We start from the raw sequence: 15,596 nt of genomic DNA, 5'->3' as shown, positions 1-15,596 counted from the left end.
CGCCCAAGACCTCGCGAAGATGGCGGCCGACCTCGAAAAGCTCGTGGCCAGGTTCGCGTGACGGATTGGAGGCTATTCGATGGATCTGGGGCCATTCAAGAGGAAAAGGGAGGAGTGACTGCAACGTGTCCACCTCAGTCAGCGCGCCGGCGAGCGGAGCAAGATGGGGAACGGAACCCGGGGACGTCCACGCCCATAGCGTCTCCGCCACGAGGCATGTCGTCGTGTTTCAACTCGGCAGGGAGCTCTATGCGGTAGGCATCAGCGACGTGCGGGAGATAGTACGCATGCAGCCCATAACCCCGGTGCCGAGCGCTCCGGAGTATGTGGAAGGCGTCGTCAACCTGCGCGGCCAGGTCATCCCCGTGCTGAGCCTGGCCAAGCGCCTGGGAGTTCCCGCCGAACCGGTCACGCCGTCCACACGGATAGTGGTGGTCCAGGCCGGGCAAGACACGATCGGGATGATCGTAGACTCCGTGGTGAAGGTATCGCACATACCGGAACAAGACATCGAGAGACCGGAGGCTCTTGCGAGGGAAGGCGCGGGCCTGGCGTACATCGTAGGGATCGCTAGGGCGGAAGATAGGCTGATCACTCTGATCGATCTCGAGCAGGCACTCTCATTTGCCGCCACGCCCGGGCAAGCGCAGCGAAGTCAGTGAGAGTGGCACCGGACGCGGCTTCGTTCTCGCGTCTGATCTCCTCGTATATCTCCTCTCTGTATATTCTGAGGTCGGCAGGCGCGGTGATCCCCAGTTTCACGTAGGCCCTGCCGGCCTTCGTGTCTACGGAAATCACCGTGACCTTGATGTCGTCGGCGATGATCACGCTTTCACCGCTTCTGCGCGTCAGGACAAGCATCGGTCAATCCGACCTTTCCCTGGCGTATGTTCTCCGGGAAAACGCACGCCGCGAGCGGAAAACCAGACTCACGCAGCGGCACCTGCCTCCCCTTGCCCGTACGCGCGTTCACAACGATCGGAGCGAAGAGGTTCGCCGTGGCAAGCAGAGGATCGTCCGGCACGGTAACTATCACGTACAGGAGGACTTCGTCTCTCCCGGTCACGCCCAGATCCGGGCAAGCCTTGCCCAGGTCAGGATCGTAGTCAGGCCAGAAAACCGAGGGATCCACCACGATGAACGCGAGGTCTCCTGAGGTAGCCCGGAGCCACCTGAACGGGCCAGGGTCGTCCGACTCTATCAGGTCATATTCACGGACATCCTCGAAGCCCAGGATGCCCTCGTCAAACACGATCCTCACCCGGCCCGCCACCTCCTTCCCACCACGTCAAGAGGGCTCCATAACGCTTGCCACCTGCTCCTCGCCGCACAACGCCCCGACCCCGGGCCGGCACGAGCGTCGACCCTGTCCTAGCTCAGTCTCTCAAGTCGTTCGCCCCGCTCACTCGATGGCAGTTATGAGCGTGGTCTGGTGCTCCGGGCGAGCAAGGTCTATCTCGGTGGTCGTTTCCGCCCGCGCTCCGCCGTCCTCTCTCACGAGGCGCACGACAGGGCGCGTTACCATTCCCCTGGAGAGCCTTGTGACGACGGCAAGCTCCCCGGTGCTGAGACGCACGAAAGCCCCCTCCGGAAACGGCGACACGCAACCCAGCATCGCCCGCACCACATCCTTGTCGAGCTCGAAACCTGCCGCGCTCATCATGTAGTCGACTACCTCGCCGGGCATCATGTGCCTGTCGAGGCGCGACCTTGCGAGCATCGAGCTGTACACGTCGGCGCACGCGACTATCCGCGAGTACGGATGGGTGTCCGACCCGCGAAGACCCCTGGGGTAACCGCTGCCGTCCATGCGCTCGTGGTGCTGGGCGACGATGGCCTTCGTAAATGCCGAGATGCGCGGGTGCTGCCTGAGGACTTTCACGCCCAACTCGGGATGGGCGCGCATCTCCTTCGCCCGCTCGGGCGAGAGCCCTTCGCCCTCCCTATAGCTCACCCGAGGATCGACCGGAACTAGAGCCATCCCCACATCGTGCAGCAGGGCGCCCAGACCGATGTCCACGATGCGAGCCTTCTCCCCCAAAGCAAGCGCGATTGCCACTGAGAACACGGCCACGTCGAACGGGTGTACGTATTCGTATTCGTCGGGTTCGTCGAAAGCGGTCCAGGACACCAGCGCCTGCGGCGCGGCCTTCGATACGTCGGACTTGATGTCCTCAACGACTTCGACCAAGTCGTCGTAGGGAGGCTCGACGACGGGGGAGCCCGCCTCTCTGAGCTGGGCGAGCAGATCTTGTATGAGCTCGAGAGCTCGAGCTCGCACATCTTCCGATACAACGCTTGTCCCTCTGGCAACCAAGACAACCACCTCAGCCAAAGCAGCATTTCGCGGCTTGCGCGGCTCACGCGACAACCGAGGGCCTCTTACGGTAGAAGAACGGAGAGACGAGCTCGAAACCTAGCTCAGACGCGTTCATGATAGTCTCCGTGCCTCCGATGAACAGCACGCCTCCCGGCCTCAGACTCGTGTGGAACCCCCTGAACACCCGCTCCTTGGCTTCCTCGGTGAAGTATATCATGACGTTCCGGCAGAGAATGAGGTCACACTCTTCTTCGTACGCGTCGGCCAGCAGGTTGTGGATCCTGAACTCGACCATCCGGCGCACCGAGTCCCTCAACTTCAGCTTGTCTCCTTCTACCGTGAAATACTTCTGCACGAGCCCCGATCTTACCTCTTTGACGTCGTCTCGCGTGTAAACCGCTTCTCGCGCAAGACTCAGGGCTGAGACGTTGATGTCCGTTCCAAGGATACGGTGCGCGGTACCGGGTGTAAGCTCGCTCAGCACTATGCCGATCGTGTAAGGCTCTTGGCCCGTCGAGCACCCTGCCGACCACACCTTGAGGGACCGCCTGACCTTGAGAAGGTCAGGCAGAATGGTTCTTGCTAGTTCGTCAAACTTCTCTCGGTTCCTGAAGAAACTCGATACGTTTATGGTTACGAAATCCACGAAGTCCCGGAGCAGCGTGGGATCTTGCTCCATCGCCCGCCAGTAGTCGAAGAGACTGGCGTGACCCGACCTCGTGAGCGCCGCGGCCAACCTGCGCTTCATTTGGTTCTCCTTGTAGCAGCCCAGGTCAATTCCCACCGCCTGCATGACTTTCTTTCGGAAAAGGCCGTACTCCATGTCCTGCACGTCTATTGCAACTCCCGGAACGCCAAGTCTCATCATCGTTCATCGAGTTCTACCCTAATTCGCGAACCATCTGCGCGATAGCACCGCCCACCTCCTGGACGGGAACGACCACATCGGCCAGCCCCTGCTCGACCACGGCTTTCGGCATGCCGTATATCACGCAAGTAGACTCATGCTCCGCTATCGTCCTCCCGCCTGCCGCCTTGATAGCAGCCATACCTGCCGCGCCATCCCTGCCCATTCCCGTGAGCACAACCCCTACCAACCTGTCCCCATACACGCGCGCCGCCGACTCCATCGTCGTATCAACGGACGGCCTTACGCCGTGTCGCGGTGGGTCTTGTGACAGCACCACTTCTCCAGCACCCGTCACCGACAGGTGGTGCCCGCCTGGCGCAACCAACGCCAAACCGTCAACAAGCCTGTCCCCCGCCTCGGCCTCTTTCACCGTGATGGCAGAGGCCTCAGCGAGCCTCGCGGCGAGCGACCTCGTGAATCCCGGCGGCATGTGCTGGACGACGAGCACGCCCGCCTTAATGTCCCCGGGCAAGGCCGGGAGAACCTGGTTGAGCGCGGAAGGACCGCCGGTCGAAGAGCCGATGACCACGGCGATGTCTGACTCCTTGCCTGACCTGGGCTTTCGGCTCTCACCGCCTCCGAGGCGACCGGAGGAAGCGGCTGCTGGCACACGCACTTTAGCCCGCGCCGCCAACTTCACCTTGGCCACGAGCTGATCGCGGATCTCACCGAGCCCAATGGTCATCGAGTGCGAGGGCTTGGCGACGAAGTCGACCGCGCCGAGTTCCAACGCCTCAATGGTCGTCGCGGCCCCCTCCCGCGTCAGGGCGCTCAGCATCACCACAGGGACGGGGCGATCCCCCATGATCTCCCGCAGCGCCTCAAGGCCGTCCATCACCGGCATCTCAACATCCATGGTGATGACGTCCGGCCTGAGGGCACGGGCTTTCTCCACGGCCGCCCTGCCGTCCCTGGCGATGTCGACTACTGTGATATCAGGATCCGACCCCAGCATATCGGAAACAACTTTGCGTGTAAAGGCCGAGTCATCCACCACGAGCACTCTGATTGGCAGGCCCACGAATCAAGTCTCCCTCTTGGGTTGGTAGCGGGTCATCAACCGACCAGTTTTTTCAGGGACGCGAGCACCTTGGCCGGATCGAAGGGCTTCAGGAGGTAGTCACGCGCTCCGGCCATGATGGCCTCCATGACTAGCGACTGCTGGCCAACGGCCGTGCACATTATGACCTTGGCGTGCGGGTCGCGTTTCTTTATCTCTTTCAGCGCGGCGATTCCATCCATCACAGGCATGGTGATGTCCATGAGGACTGCGTCTGGGGTGGTCTCCGCGTACTTCTTGACGGCCTCCTCCCCGTCTTGCGCTTCTTCCACTTGGTAGCCATGCTCTTCCAGAAGCTTCCGCGATCTCATCCTCATGAACGCCGCGTCGTCCACGATGAGCACCCTGGGCACTTACATCACCCCGTTCCCCTTTGCGTTGCCCGAGCTCAGCGCATCGAGGATGGTTGCGAGAGAGTCGTTGGTAGGCATGATGAAGAACAGGGCTTCCACGCTCTCAAGGCTCTGAGTGAGCACGGTCTGAGCCACCAGAGCGTCCCCGCTCGTCACATGCCCCGGGCCTTTCCCGACTTCATCGTGCGTTCCATCGCGCTTTCCCTTGCGCGTTTCGTTCGATATCTGTCCTTCCCTCGTTGCCACCGAGGCCTCTAGCATCCTGGATACAAGCGTCTCCCCGTCGAGCACCGGCGGAGCGGGCATGGCCCGGAGCCCTGTCGCCTCCGCCAGCGAGTTCAGGAAGAAGGAACCCGCAAGGTTGCCGACCTCGCAGAGGGCCGAGCCACCAATCTCCGTCAGGTGAGTGGTCGTTCCGGGAGCGTTCCCCATGAGAATATCCACCAACCTGAAGGCGCTTGGACGCGGGAAAATGAGTATCACGTCGCCCGTGACGTCGCCGGTGAGCCCGATCCTCACGCCTACCGTCGGCTCTTCCACGCTGTGCTTTGCAACCCTTGAGATGTCCTCGCGCGCGACCAGACAGACGTCGGGCACGCTCATGGCGATCTTTCGACCTATCATGTCTGAGAGCACTGAGGCCGCGCTTTCCATCCCTCTTGCCAGAATGCTCTTGAGCGTCTCGAGTTCGCTAGCAGTGTAACTGGTAATCGGAGCGATCTTCGTTCCCTCCTTCGACTCCCGGTCCGGTGACGTGGGTGCGGCCCATTGCCTTCTCGAGCACCCTCGCAACATCCAGGATGAGGGCGACGCGTCCGTCGCCGAGGATAGCCCCTCCGAGCACACCCCTGGCGGACCTTGCGAGCTTGCCGAGGCTCTTGATGACTATTTCCTGCTCTCCAAGGAGGGAATCGACGATGATGCCCACTCGCATGTCCTCGTACTTCGCGACCACCACAAACGCGCGGTCGCTGGGTCGCTCGAGGAAGTTTCCTGCGCCTTCAGCGGGGGCGCCGCCTGGATCGCCGCCGGGATCTATCGTAACCGTCCCTCCGCCTCCTCCCGCGAAGTCCCTCAAGTCAAAGACGGGAAGCACTCTGCCCCTGAGGACTATCGCCTGCCCGTGACCGACAGGCTTGACCTCCGAAAGGGACACGCGCGTGACCTCTACCACCGACGACAACGGCACAGCGAATTCCTGACCGCAGGAGTCCACCAGGAGGGCCCTGAACACGGCGAGCGTAAGCGGCACCGACAGGACGAAGGTTGATCCCTTGCCGGGGGACGTTCTCACTCTCAAAGTCCCGCCAAGCTTCTCGATGTTCGTGCGGACTATGTCCAGACCCACGCCTCGTCCCGACACGTCGCTCACTTGGCTCGCGGTTGAGAATCCCGGCTGGAAGATGAGCTCTATGGTCTCCTCGTCCGAGAGAGCTTCCGCAGCCTCGGGGGCTATGAGCCCTTTGCGAACGGCCGCCTCGCGGACTCGCACCAGGTCAATGCCCCCGCCGTCGTCTTCCACCACTATCACGACGCGGTCTTCCACGTGTCGCGCAGCCAGCCTCACCCTTCCCTTCTCTGGCTTTCCGCGTCGCACTCGCTCCTCGGGCGGCTCGATTCCATGCCCCACAGCGTTCCTAAGGAGGTGGATTATGGGGTCAGCTACTTCTTCTATCAGTGCGCGATCGAGCTCGGTGTCCTCCCCTTCGACCACGAAATCCACCAGCTTGCCAGAGCTGGACGCGGTATCCCGAACCATTCTGGGGAACCGCTTGAAGAGGCTCGCCAGCGGGGTCATCCTGGCTTTCATGACTTCCTCTTGGAGCTCCGTCGTGAGCCGAGCCATATGCGAGGTTATCTGCTCGAGGTCCTCGATGCAGTCCAGGCGCCCTTCCAGCAGCGAAAGGCGTTTCTGTACCTCGGCCAGTCTCGCCTCGTCTATCGCAAGCTCGGATACTATTCGAACGAGCCTGTCGAACGCCTCTATGCCGACGCGAATGGTCTCTCCTTGTGCCCTGCCCAAGAGCCTCGGGACATCCGTGGGCTGAGGCTCCCCACCGTTCTCGGCCCCGCCGTTGCCACCCGACTCCCGTTGCCTCCCGTCGACACGATCGGTGTCGCCAGGCGTCACCGCTCCGTCATGAACACCCGACTGCACCTCCGCACCGGGCCCGGGTGAAGCAGATGCCTTGGCATCCACACCACCCTCAGCGCCACGAGCGTCACGCTCGTGGTCCTCCGACCTGAAACGGCATACCTCCACGCTCCGCACATCGCTGACCTCGCGTACCTTTCTCTCGACCTCCGCCTCCTCGACATGCGCCGTGAGCACCAAGACTGCCGAGAGATCGAGACCAGCCTTCTCCGCTCTGATCTCATCGATCGACGGACGCGACCCCGCCACCGTGCCGAGCCCCTGGAGCGCTTGGATCACTTGCAGCGCACGCACAGGGGGCATCACGGTGTCTTCGGCGAACCTCACCCGCACCTCGTATGCGCCCGCTCCGAGGGATGCGGACTCCGACAGCCTTGCCACGAGGGCCCCGACGTCGATCCCGTCCTCGCCTTCGGTGCCCGAACCACCTGCCGTCTCGAATTCCGCCGCGAGCCGCCGAAGGCCATCCACCGCTTCCAAGAGCACGTTCACGAGTTCCCGGCAAGGCGCCAGCCTGCCGTCGCGCATCGCCGCAAACACGTCCTCCATTGCATGAGCAAGGGTGGACATGCTCGAATGTCCCACGGTCGCCGACGAGCCTTTGACGGTGTGCGCGATCCGGAACATGTCCTGAAGGAGGTGCGGGTCGTGTCCTTCTCCCTCCAGCTTGACTATCTCCTCCTCCAGAACCTCGAGCTGATCGAGGGTCTCGTCGAGGAAGAGCTTCACGTCTTCGGGACTAAGAGTGTATCCTTCCGCCACTTCGTCACCGACCCTTACCGCAAGAAGTCGACCAAAGAGACTTGCATCAACCCGGCGGCCGCGTTGAGCGCCGCTCTGTAAACCGTCTCCTGCAACTGCAGGTCTGCTATGGCCTTGAATACATCGGCATCCTCCGCCTTGGACAGCAGAGCTGCTAGCTCAACCTCGTCGCGCGCAAGACTCTCCGACGCCCTATCGAGGCGCCTGGCCTTTGCCCCTATGCTTGTGACCTCGTTCAAGATCCTGTCCTGTGCCGCCTGGGTCGCCGCGATGTCAGAAGCGATGTCGTCGTGAAACGTGGGCGATTGGCCGCCGGCCAATAGGTGGTCACGGAGGTCGACCAGGATCTCGAAGAGGTCCCTCGCGCCTGCCTGCGCGATGCCCTGCATGAACACCTCACCGCCGTTCGTGTTCACTTGCATGGTCGTGCCCGGCTCAACCTCGATTCGCTTGGCGCCGTCGGCGCCCTCGTAGGTGACTACGTAGCTCGGAATGCCGGGCCCGTCGCTCAGAACGAAAGGCCTCGTCAACGTCTTGAGGCCCGCGAAGATGTACCTCCCGTCGTACTGCGTGTTAGCGAGGTCTACCAGCTCGGAGATGAGGCCGTCGACGTCCTGTGCGAGGGCGTGCCGTTCGTCGTCGGAGAGAGCATCGTTCCCCGCGCGAATGGCGGCGTCGGCTGCGTTCTCGAACACCTGCTGCGCCTTCACGAGAGCTTGCTCCGTGGCTCCCAGCCAATCCCTGGCATCGTCTATGTTGGCCTTGTGTTGCGCCACACCCGCTCGGAGCGCGCGGATAGCCAAGCCTCGCGACGCCGCGATCGGGTCATCGGAAGGCTTCCTCACCCGCTTCGTGGTGGATATATCCTCTGAGAGTCTTTGCATCCGTGCGAGCTGCCGGGCGATGTCCCTGGAGAGATTGTTCAAGAGGTAGCTGGTGCTTATGCGCAATCGCATCACCTCCTCTGGACGACGAGCCCGAGCCAGCCGCCGCCGCGAGCGGCCGCGAGCGGCTCCTCTGACGAACTCGGGTCTGCAAGACGCTCAGGCGGCCGCAAGTCCTGAAGCACCCCAGCACGATTCGCGTCTGCACACTCAATCCGTCGACCAAGCGAGGGCTTACCTGCCGACCATGCCCGTTCCGTTGATGAGCGTATCCAACATCTCGTCTATCACGGTGGCAAGCCTCGCAGCGGCCTCGTAAGCTCGTTGATAACGCATGAGGTTCACCATTTCCTCATCGATGGCCACCCCGGAGATGCTGTCCTTGTTATTGCTGTACTGCTGGAGCGAAGCCTCGTGCACCTGCACCATGTGCGCGGCCTGGCGGACGTTCGTTCCTATATCAGCGATGAGCTGCTCGTAGAACCCTGCGAAGCTCACCTTGCCGCCGCCCATGGTGAGAGCGTCCTCGAGACCGGCGATACTGAGTGCGACGGAGCCGTCACCCGCTAGTCCGGGCGCGGCTGCCGCGCCCACTCTCGCCACATCCCCCCCGGCCTCCGGGTCGAGCTCTGGGTTGACTGAGAGCGTGCGACGGCCGGGGTCGAACACGAAGAAGTCTATCCCGTGCGTCGCGAGATCGTCGATGCCGTACCCGCTGCGATGAAGCGTGTTGACCTCGCTCGCCAGCGTCGTTGCCAGGGCTTGTAGGCCATCGAAATACCCCGCGATGTCGACGTTCCTGGCTTGCATCATCCCGCCTACCTCACCGCCACTGACACCCGCCGGACTGCCGTCAGCCGCCCAAACCACCCGGGATTCCTGTGGCTCCACCCCTGGGCCGAGCACCTCCCCGGGCAACGTTCCGGGCTCAAACCGCAGCGCGTTCCATGCGTCTCCTCTCACCAGCTCCCCGGAGCCGATCTCGACCACCACGGACCCGTCTTTCGTCTCGAACGCGCTGATGTTCACGAGCCTCGAAAGACGCTGGATTGCAACGTCCCGAGCGTCTTTGAGATCAGCGGGATCGTTCCCGATGGCGGTGATCCTCACTATCTCTTTGTTCTGCGCCGCTATCTCCCTAGCGAGGGAGTTTATCTCGTCGACCCGGGCGGCTGTTCCATCGTCCAGGTCGCGAGCCAGCTCTCTCAAGCCGCGAAGCACGTCATCGAAATACGACCCGAGCGTCTTGGCCTCCTCAACCAAGGCCGTCCGCGCGGCGATGCTCTCAGGCCGCTTCGAAAGCTCATCCCACGCCGCGAAGAACTTGCCTAGAGCGTCTGCCAGTCCCGCGTCTGAAGGCTCACCGAGGACAGCCTCCACCTGCGAAAGGGCTTCGCTTCTGCCTTCCCACATGCCGAGCGTAACACCGGCTTGACGAAGCCGGCTCTCCACGAACCCGTCGAAGACTCGTTTTATCCTGACTATCTCCACTCCCGTGCCGACCGTGCCCGGCCGCTTGAAGCCGGCGCCCGTTTCCACGACGTAGCCCGGGGTGGCCGAGAGGATGGGCTCGCGCCGGACGTAACCGGGAGTCCCCGCGTTAGCGATATTGTGGCTGGTCACCTCGAGCGCTCTCTGATGCGCGACGAGAGCCCGCCTTGCGGTCTCAAGGGCGAGAAAAGTGGAGCGCATACGGCTTTCCCGCCTTTCTCCTGGACGCCGTGGCGTTCACGGAATAGGTGTTCAGGCCTTTGCGACTCGCGCATAGCCCAGCAGCAAAGTCGATGTAGTCAAGGATGTTGCCAATGAGCACCAGGTTCCCGCTGTTGATCACGGCGTGCTCCTCGAGGACCGGCGCAAGCTGATGGACTATGCTCCTGTACCTCTCGGCGCACTCCTCTCCGGCCGAGGACATGATCTCCTCGCATGCCGCGCCGTCCCGCCCCGGGTCAGAACCCATGCCCATGTCCCGCGCCACCTCTCGCAAGAGGGCGAGCCGCATGTCCATCATGGCGCGTATTTTCGCGACCACGGCCTCGACGTCACGCAGCGTGGCCGCGAGGGCGTCGGCATCAAAAGAAACGAGACACCCCTGCTCCCGGCGGGAGAGGTCGAGGAGATCCCTGTGAAGGGCGACCTCTTCCTCGAGAAGACCGAGGATCTCGTTGCACCTTCGAACTACGTCTCGCATTTCCGTTCACTCACCCCGCGCGGCCGCACGTCGCGAGGCCGGGCGTGGCCTCCGCCGCCAAGGTGCTCAAGACTGCTTCAAGAGCTTGCGGGCGACCATGTCGCCGCTCACCTTGTAGGCGCCGGTCTCGACGTCTCTGCTGATGGCCTCAACCCTCGCCTTTCTCGCGGCAGCGATCTCATCCAGCCTCTGGTGCGCGCGCTGCAGCTCACGCGCACGGTCGGAGACGACGACCTCGTCTGCGTCCGCATCCGCCTTCTCCCGTGTCTCTTGGGCCTCCCGAGCTTCCTTTGGCTTCGTGGCCTCGGCTTGCTCCGCGTACCTGCTGAGGAGCCTGCGCAGTCCCTCGTTCTCGATCTTCACTGCACGCACCTCTCTCGGATGCCAACTCGGTCTCGGTGATCTTATCGGCAAATCGAGGCAGGTGTTTAGCCCTCCGAGGACTCTTCTGCCCCACTGAGGTTGAGGCCGGAGCCGCTCGGCCGATGGCCTCCCAGCTGCGACGGCAAAGCCGCTTGTCGTGACAGCTGTCGATAGATGATCTCGGCAAGGCCTATGCCCCCGCGCCGAGCCATCGCCTCAGAAATCTCTTGGTCGAACATACTTTGAAACCAGTCCTCGCCGCGCCCGCCGCCGAATAGACCGTCCCTCTGAACGGTTCGACGCATTTCCTTGAGAAGCTGCTCCAGGAACACCGATTCCAGCTGCTCGCATGCCTCCCTCAGGTCGGCGCGTGTGTCAGTGCCCTCGTCTCTGCTGCCTGCGCTCGCCCCCACCACGGCAGCTCCGCCGCTGCCCCTGCCCCCAGACCCGGTGCCGAGCGGCCCTCCCGCCCGCGTGCGGAGCAAGGCAGCAAGGACGCTGGTGTCACTCCCAAGACCGCTCACTCTCAAATCGCTCATGGGTCCGCCCCCTGTCATGAGTGACTCGTGCATCGCCAGCTTCTAGAGGACTTCTATCTCCGCGAGGAGGGCGCCGCACTCCCTGAGCGCCTGCAGAATGGCTATGATGTCCTGGGACGTCGCACCGACGGCGTTGAGCGCCGCCACGAGGGCGTCCACGGTGTCCACAGACGAGACGTCAAACACGGCGCCCGCCTGTCCGCTGTTGGCAACGTCAGTGTCGGTCTTCGCCGCCACCTGCACCCTCAGGCCGCCGTGGGACACCACGGCCGGGAGCACTCTGACGCTGCCGCCGATGACGACGGTGCCGGTGCGCTCGTTGAATACTACCCGGGCAGTCATGTCCGCCTCAACAGGGATCGCCCCGACGAGCGCCACCAGTCCCACTAGGTTATCGGCGTACTCGGCCGGCACTCGGACCTCCACTGCGCCGGCGTCTGTAGCCTTGGCAGCGCCCTCGCCAAGGCGTGCGCAAATCGCTTTCGCCACCCTGTCCGCGGTGGCGAAGTCGGGCCTGAACAACGCCAAGGTGAGCTTGCCGCCGCCCGACCCGGCAATGGTGGAGACAAGCTCCCGCTCCACTGTGGCACCTTGAGGTATCCGGGCCACCGTCGGATGAGTGTTCTGGCGGGCGCTGCCGCCAGACCCGCCGCCGAGTGAGATGGTCCCCTGTGCGGCCGCGTACATCCTCTCATCCGGCCCAAGGAGCGGCGTCAGCAGGAGTGTCCCTCCTTCGAGGCTTCGAGCGTCACCGAGCGACGATACCACGACATCGAGCCTGTCTCCGACCCGGGCGAAGGCCGGTAGTTTCGTCGTAACCATGACGGCTGCCACGTTCTTCACCCGCATCTGGTCCGGCGTGACCTTGACGCCGAATCTCATGAGCATGTTCGCCACCGACTGGACGGTGAACATCGCGCCTCCCGAGTCCCCCGTGCCTTTCAAACCGACGACAAGGCCGTAACCGATGAGATCGTTGTCCCTAACGCTCTCGACCCTCGCGATGTCCCCGATCCGCGACGCGGCGCGGGCAGCCGGCGCGAGCCCGGCGAGCGCGGCCACCAACACTATGCACTCTGCCAGCAGCACGAGCCCGCGTCCGTGGCGGCCTCGCGCCCGCTGCAGGCGCGCGGCGAGCCGTCTTTCTTCAAGGTCATTGGCTTCCCTCCGAAACGAGAAGGTTCCGTCAGCCTCAGTCGATCTCGTCTCGCTCAATCTCACGGTAGGTTCCACCTCCCGCTGCTCGCTACCGGTCGCGAGACCCCGTCAGAACAAGAAGTCGAGTATCCCGTCGAAGAACCGCCCGAGATACGAAAGCAAGCCCTTCCTCTGTTCGCTGTTGAGCGAACCCTCGTACTTGATCTCCGCGCCCGCGATGTACGTCGAGAGCACCGTGTTGTCCGCGCCGATGTCTTCCGGCCTCACGATCCCCGTGATGACGATATCCTGCCTCTCCCTGTTGATCACGACTGCCTGCGTGCCCTCTATCTTGAGGTTCCCGTCGGGCAGCACCTCCGTGATCCTTGCGGTCATCCTTGCGACCAGGTTCCCAGACCGGGAAGTGGAGTTTCTTCCGGTGGACTTGACGTTGGATGAAAAGCCCGTCTCGGGCAGGAACGACAGCCATCCGACTCCCTCGGCGACGGTAAGCCCGGCCCCCTTCCCCGTGGAAGTCTGGGCATTGTTGCTGGCGTAGGACCGCTCGGAGATGAGCACGGTGATGAGGTCCCCAACCCGTCTCGCCTTGTGGTCCGAAAAAAGCGAGTTGGCTTCATCGCTCCATAGCGAGGACGAAACGTCCGCCGCGCCCACCCGCTGTCCACCATGGATACCACCGCTATCTGCGGCGAAGCACGCGAAGAGCAGCAGCGCGGCAACGATGCGTGCTCGCCTACTGGTGCTAGGGCGTTTTACACTGGTCGGGCATGTCATGGACACAGCTGCATCACCCCGCAGCAATCTTGGAGTTCCGGCCCAATTCAGCCGTGGCTCCCGGCAGGCTCCCGGCAGCCACAGGTGAGACGACGTGTCATGTGGCGTGAACCACTCCGGGAGAAACCACCTTCGCGCGGACGATCGTCCCTGTGGCCGAGTTCCTGACGCGAATGAGGGCTCCCTCGCAGCCGTCCTCGAGCGCCTCTCCCGAAGCCGACACCGTGACGCCGGCCAAGACAGCCTCTATGGTCACGGCGTCACCCTTGCGCACGAGAGGCGGCGGGTCAACGCTGGATTTCACTACAACCCGCCCCGCGGGGATCGTGTGACTCGCTCTCATGCCTACCACGGCCTCGAGGTCGAAAGCCGCGCCCGCAGGGACGCCTGCAAGATCCCTCGTTTCCAGGCGCACGTCCGACGGCTCGATCGTCTCGTGCCTCTCGATCGTCCTTGCTGCCACGACCACACCTTTGACCACGTCCACTCTAACGCGCACCGGAAAGGAACAGTAAGCTGCGCCGTCCACGAGGACGGTGACCTTGACGCTCGTGCTTCCGATGAACTTCGTGGAGGTCAAGGCCTCCACCACAAGCGAGATCTCTCCTTCCGGGACGAGGACTTGATCGCGGGGATCGACAAGGGCGTCCACCTCTGCTTCGTGTGCGTCCCAAGGCATCTTGGCGGTCACGTAGTCCCGCACGGCGGCCGCGATGTCGTCTGCGTCCACCAGCACGGGGCGCGTTCTCACGATTATGGTGCTTGGGCCGGTGATGACCATCTCGGCCGGGTCGAACCCCGCCTGTCGCAACCTCGTGCGGACTACGGCGAGGCTCAGAGTCCGTTCCCGGCCGGGAAGAGGCGACCTGCCGACCTCGATCTCTCGCAGTCGGACTGCCGCGCCCTCGTCCCCCGCCAGCCAGCTGACATCGGCGATGTCTCCGAGCTTGATCACCGCCCCCTTGACCTCGGCCCGGCCAGAGACATCGATCCTGATCCTCGCCTCTCCGGACTCGACGCGGCAACCCACAGCGAGGACCAGCGCCGCTGCGAGGGTCGCCGCCCTCGCAAGGAGGCCTTTGCAAGATGGAGCACACACTGCGGTCACGCCGCGCTCACCCGCACTTCATCAGCGCTTGAGGTTGTTCGCTATCGACAGCATGTCGTCGGACGTTTGGATGGCCTTGGAGTTCACCTCGTACGCGCGCTGCGCGATTATCATGTTGACCATCTCCTCGACCACCTTCACGTTCGACATCTCCAGGAATCCTTGGGATATGGTCCCGAAACCCTCGAGCCCTGGAGTGCCCACCACCGGCTGGCCCGACGCGGCTGTTGCCGTGAACAGGTTGCGCCCCACGGCAGACAGGCCTGCCGGGTTCACGAACTTCGCCAGCTCTATCTTGCCGAGCTCCTGAGGCTCGCTCTCGCCTGCCAGGATCACCGACACCGTACCGTCGGTTCCTATGGACAGGTCCACAGCCTCGGGGGGGATGGTTATCTCCGGCTCGATGGGAAAACCGTCGGACGTGACGATCCTCCCCTCGCTGTCCATCTTGAACGAGCCGTCCCTCGTGTAGGCCACCGTGCCGTCCGGCATGAGGACCTGGAAGAAGCCGTCGCCCTCAATCACGAGGTCCAGAGGCCCTTCAGTCTGAATGAAGTCGCCTTGCGAGAAGATCCGCTGGATCGCGGCAGGCCTCGTGCCGAGGCCAACCTCTATGCCGGCGGGCACCTTTGCGCCTTCCGCCACCGTCGACCCAGACGTGCGAAGGTTCTGGTACATCAGGTCTTGAAAATCCACCCTGCTCCTCTTGAACCCGTATGTGTTCAGGTTGGCCAGGTTGTTGGCGATGACGTCCATGTTGAGCTGCTTCGCCAGCATCCCCGTGGCCGCGCTCCAGAGCGCCCTCATCATCTCTCGTTCACCGCCTTCCGCCTTCTGCCGGTCCCCCTCGGACCGGATGGAAACCAACGTTGAAAGACAACAAAGACGACCCAAACCCTAGCGGTTCGAGCTGCGCCCTAAGCGCGCATGCTCTGAACCCATCGGGAGAGCCGTCCCGAGAGCCTGTCTGGATTTCTCTACGTCCCACGTCCCATTCGAGCCGCCTCAGTCGCTCAGCG

General features: G+C 63.1%; 18 protein-coding genes. 1 reads left to right on the top strand and 17 read right to left on the bottom strand.

The window, feature by feature from the left end:
• Window positions 1-125 precede the first annotated feature (125 nt).
• Complete coding sequence (locus NUW12_12290) at window positions 126-662, top strand: chemotaxis protein CheW (protein ID MCR4403528.1); 537 nt, start codon at window positions 126-128, stop codon at window positions 660-662.
• Here the strand turns inward: NUW12_12290 and NUW12_12285 are convergent.
• The 17 genes from NUW12_12285 to flgG all read right to left on the bottom strand — a co-directional run bounded on the left by NUW12_12285 (window position 592) and on the right by flgG (window position 15,387).
• Window positions 592-828 (bottom strand): carbon storage regulator, encoded by a 237-nt coding sequence (locus NUW12_12285; GenBank protein ID MCR4403527.1) that lies wholly within the window; start codon window positions 826-828, stop codon window positions 592-594. The two genes, NUW12_12290 and NUW12_12285, sit on opposite strands and share 71 nt — an antisense overlap.
• Window positions 829-832: 4 nt before the next feature.
• Window positions 833-1,261, bottom strand: a complete 429-nt coding sequence (gene fliW / locus NUW12_12280) for a flagellar assembly protein FliW (GenBank protein ID MCR4403526.1) — start codon at window positions 1,259-1,261, stop codon at window positions 833-835.
• Between the two features lie 141 nt (window positions 1,262-1,402).
• A complete protein-coding gene (locus NUW12_12275; GenBank protein MCR4403525.1) occupies window positions 1,403-2,371 on the bottom strand; it encodes an HD domain-containing protein in 969 nt (322 codons plus the stop codon).
• A complete protein-coding gene (locus NUW12_12270) occupies window positions 2,361-3,185 on the bottom strand; it encodes a protein-glutamate O-methyltransferase CheR (GenBank protein ID MCR4403524.1) in 825 nt (274 codons plus the stop codon). The genes NUW12_12275 and NUW12_12270 overlap by 11 nt, the downstream gene beginning before the upstream one ends.
• Window positions 3,186-3,201: 16 nt before the next feature.
• Entirely contained in the window at window positions 3,202-4,251 is a 1,050-nt protein-coding gene (locus NUW12_12265) for a chemotaxis response regulator protein-glutamate methylesterase (protein ID MCR4403523.1), read from the bottom strand.
• A gap of 35 nt (window positions 4,252-4,286) precedes the next feature.
• Window positions 4,287-4,643, bottom strand: a complete 357-nt coding sequence (locus NUW12_12260) for a response regulator (GenBank protein MCR4403522.1) — start codon at window positions 4,641-4,643, stop codon at window positions 4,287-4,289.
• Complete coding sequence (locus NUW12_12255; protein ID MCR4403521.1) at window positions 4,644-5,297, bottom strand: chemotaxis protein CheC; 654 nt, start codon at window positions 5,295-5,297, stop codon at window positions 4,644-4,646.
• Between the two features lie 37 nt (window positions 5,298-5,334).
• A complete protein-coding gene (locus tag NUW12_12250; protein ID MCR4403520.1) occupies window positions 5,335-7,560 on the bottom strand; it encodes a chemotaxis protein CheA in 2,226 nt (741 codons plus the stop codon).
• Between the two features lie 14 nt (window positions 7,561-7,574).
• Entirely contained in the window at window positions 7,575-8,510 is a 936-nt protein-coding gene (gene flgL, locus NUW12_12245; GenBank protein MCR4403519.1) for a flagellar hook-associated protein FlgL, read from the bottom strand.
• Between the two features lie 168 nt (window positions 8,511-8,678).
• Window positions 8,679-10,136 (bottom strand): flagellar hook-associated protein FlgK, encoded by a 1,458-nt coding sequence (flgK, locus tag NUW12_12240; protein MCR4403518.1) that lies wholly within the window; start codon window positions 10,134-10,136, stop codon window positions 8,679-8,681.
• A complete protein-coding gene (locus NUW12_12235) occupies window positions 10,111-10,635 on the bottom strand; it encodes a flagellar protein FlgN (protein MCR4403517.1) in 525 nt (174 codons plus the stop codon). Before NUW12_12235 ends, flgK begins: the two co-directional genes overlap by 26 nt.
• A 66-nt stretch (window positions 10,636-10,701) precedes the next feature.
• Window positions 10,702-10,998, bottom strand: a complete 297-nt coding sequence (flgM, locus tag NUW12_12230) for a flagellar biosynthesis anti-sigma factor FlgM (GenBank protein ID MCR4403516.1) — start codon at window positions 10,996-10,998, stop codon at window positions 10,702-10,704.
• A gap of 65 nt (window positions 10,999-11,063) precedes the next feature.
• On the bottom strand, window positions 11,064-11,537 hold the full coding sequence (locus tag NUW12_12225; protein MCR4403515.1) for a rod-binding protein: 474 nt from the start codon (window positions 11,535-11,537) through the stop codon (window positions 11,064-11,066).
• A gap of 42 nt (window positions 11,538-11,579) precedes the next feature.
• Complete coding sequence (locus NUW12_12220; protein MCR4403514.1) at window positions 11,580-12,758, bottom strand: flagellar basal body P-ring protein FlgI; 1,179 nt, start codon at window positions 12,756-12,758, stop codon at window positions 11,580-11,582.
• Window positions 12,759-12,803: 45 nt separating this feature from the next.
• Window positions 12,804-13,349 (bottom strand): flagellar basal body L-ring protein FlgH, encoded by a 546-nt coding sequence (locus NUW12_12215; GenBank protein MCR4403513.1) that lies wholly within the window; start codon window positions 13,347-13,349, stop codon window positions 12,804-12,806.
• Between the two features lie 217 nt (window positions 13,350-13,566).
• Window positions 13,567-14,577 carry a flagellar basal body P-ring formation chaperone FlgA gene (gene flgA, locus NUW12_12210; GenBank protein MCR4403512.1) on the bottom strand — a complete coding sequence of 337 codons (1,011 nt, stop codon included), beginning with the start codon at window positions 14,575-14,577 and terminating at the stop codon, window positions 13,567-13,569.
• A gap of 21 nt (window positions 14,578-14,598) precedes the next feature.
• Window positions 14,599-15,387: a flagellar basal-body rod protein FlgG gene (flgG, locus tag NUW12_12205; GenBank protein MCR4403511.1), complete on the bottom strand. Its 789-nt coding sequence runs from the start codon at window positions 15,385-15,387 to the stop codon at window positions 14,599-14,601.
• Between the last annotated feature and the right edge of the window lie 209 nt (window positions 15,388-15,596).

This window comes from Bacillota bacterium (assembly GCA_024653485.1).
Lineage (GTDB): Bacteria > Bacillota > SHA-98 > UBA4971 > UBA4971 > UBA6256.
This window is presented reverse-complemented; position numbering and strand designations above follow the sequence as displayed.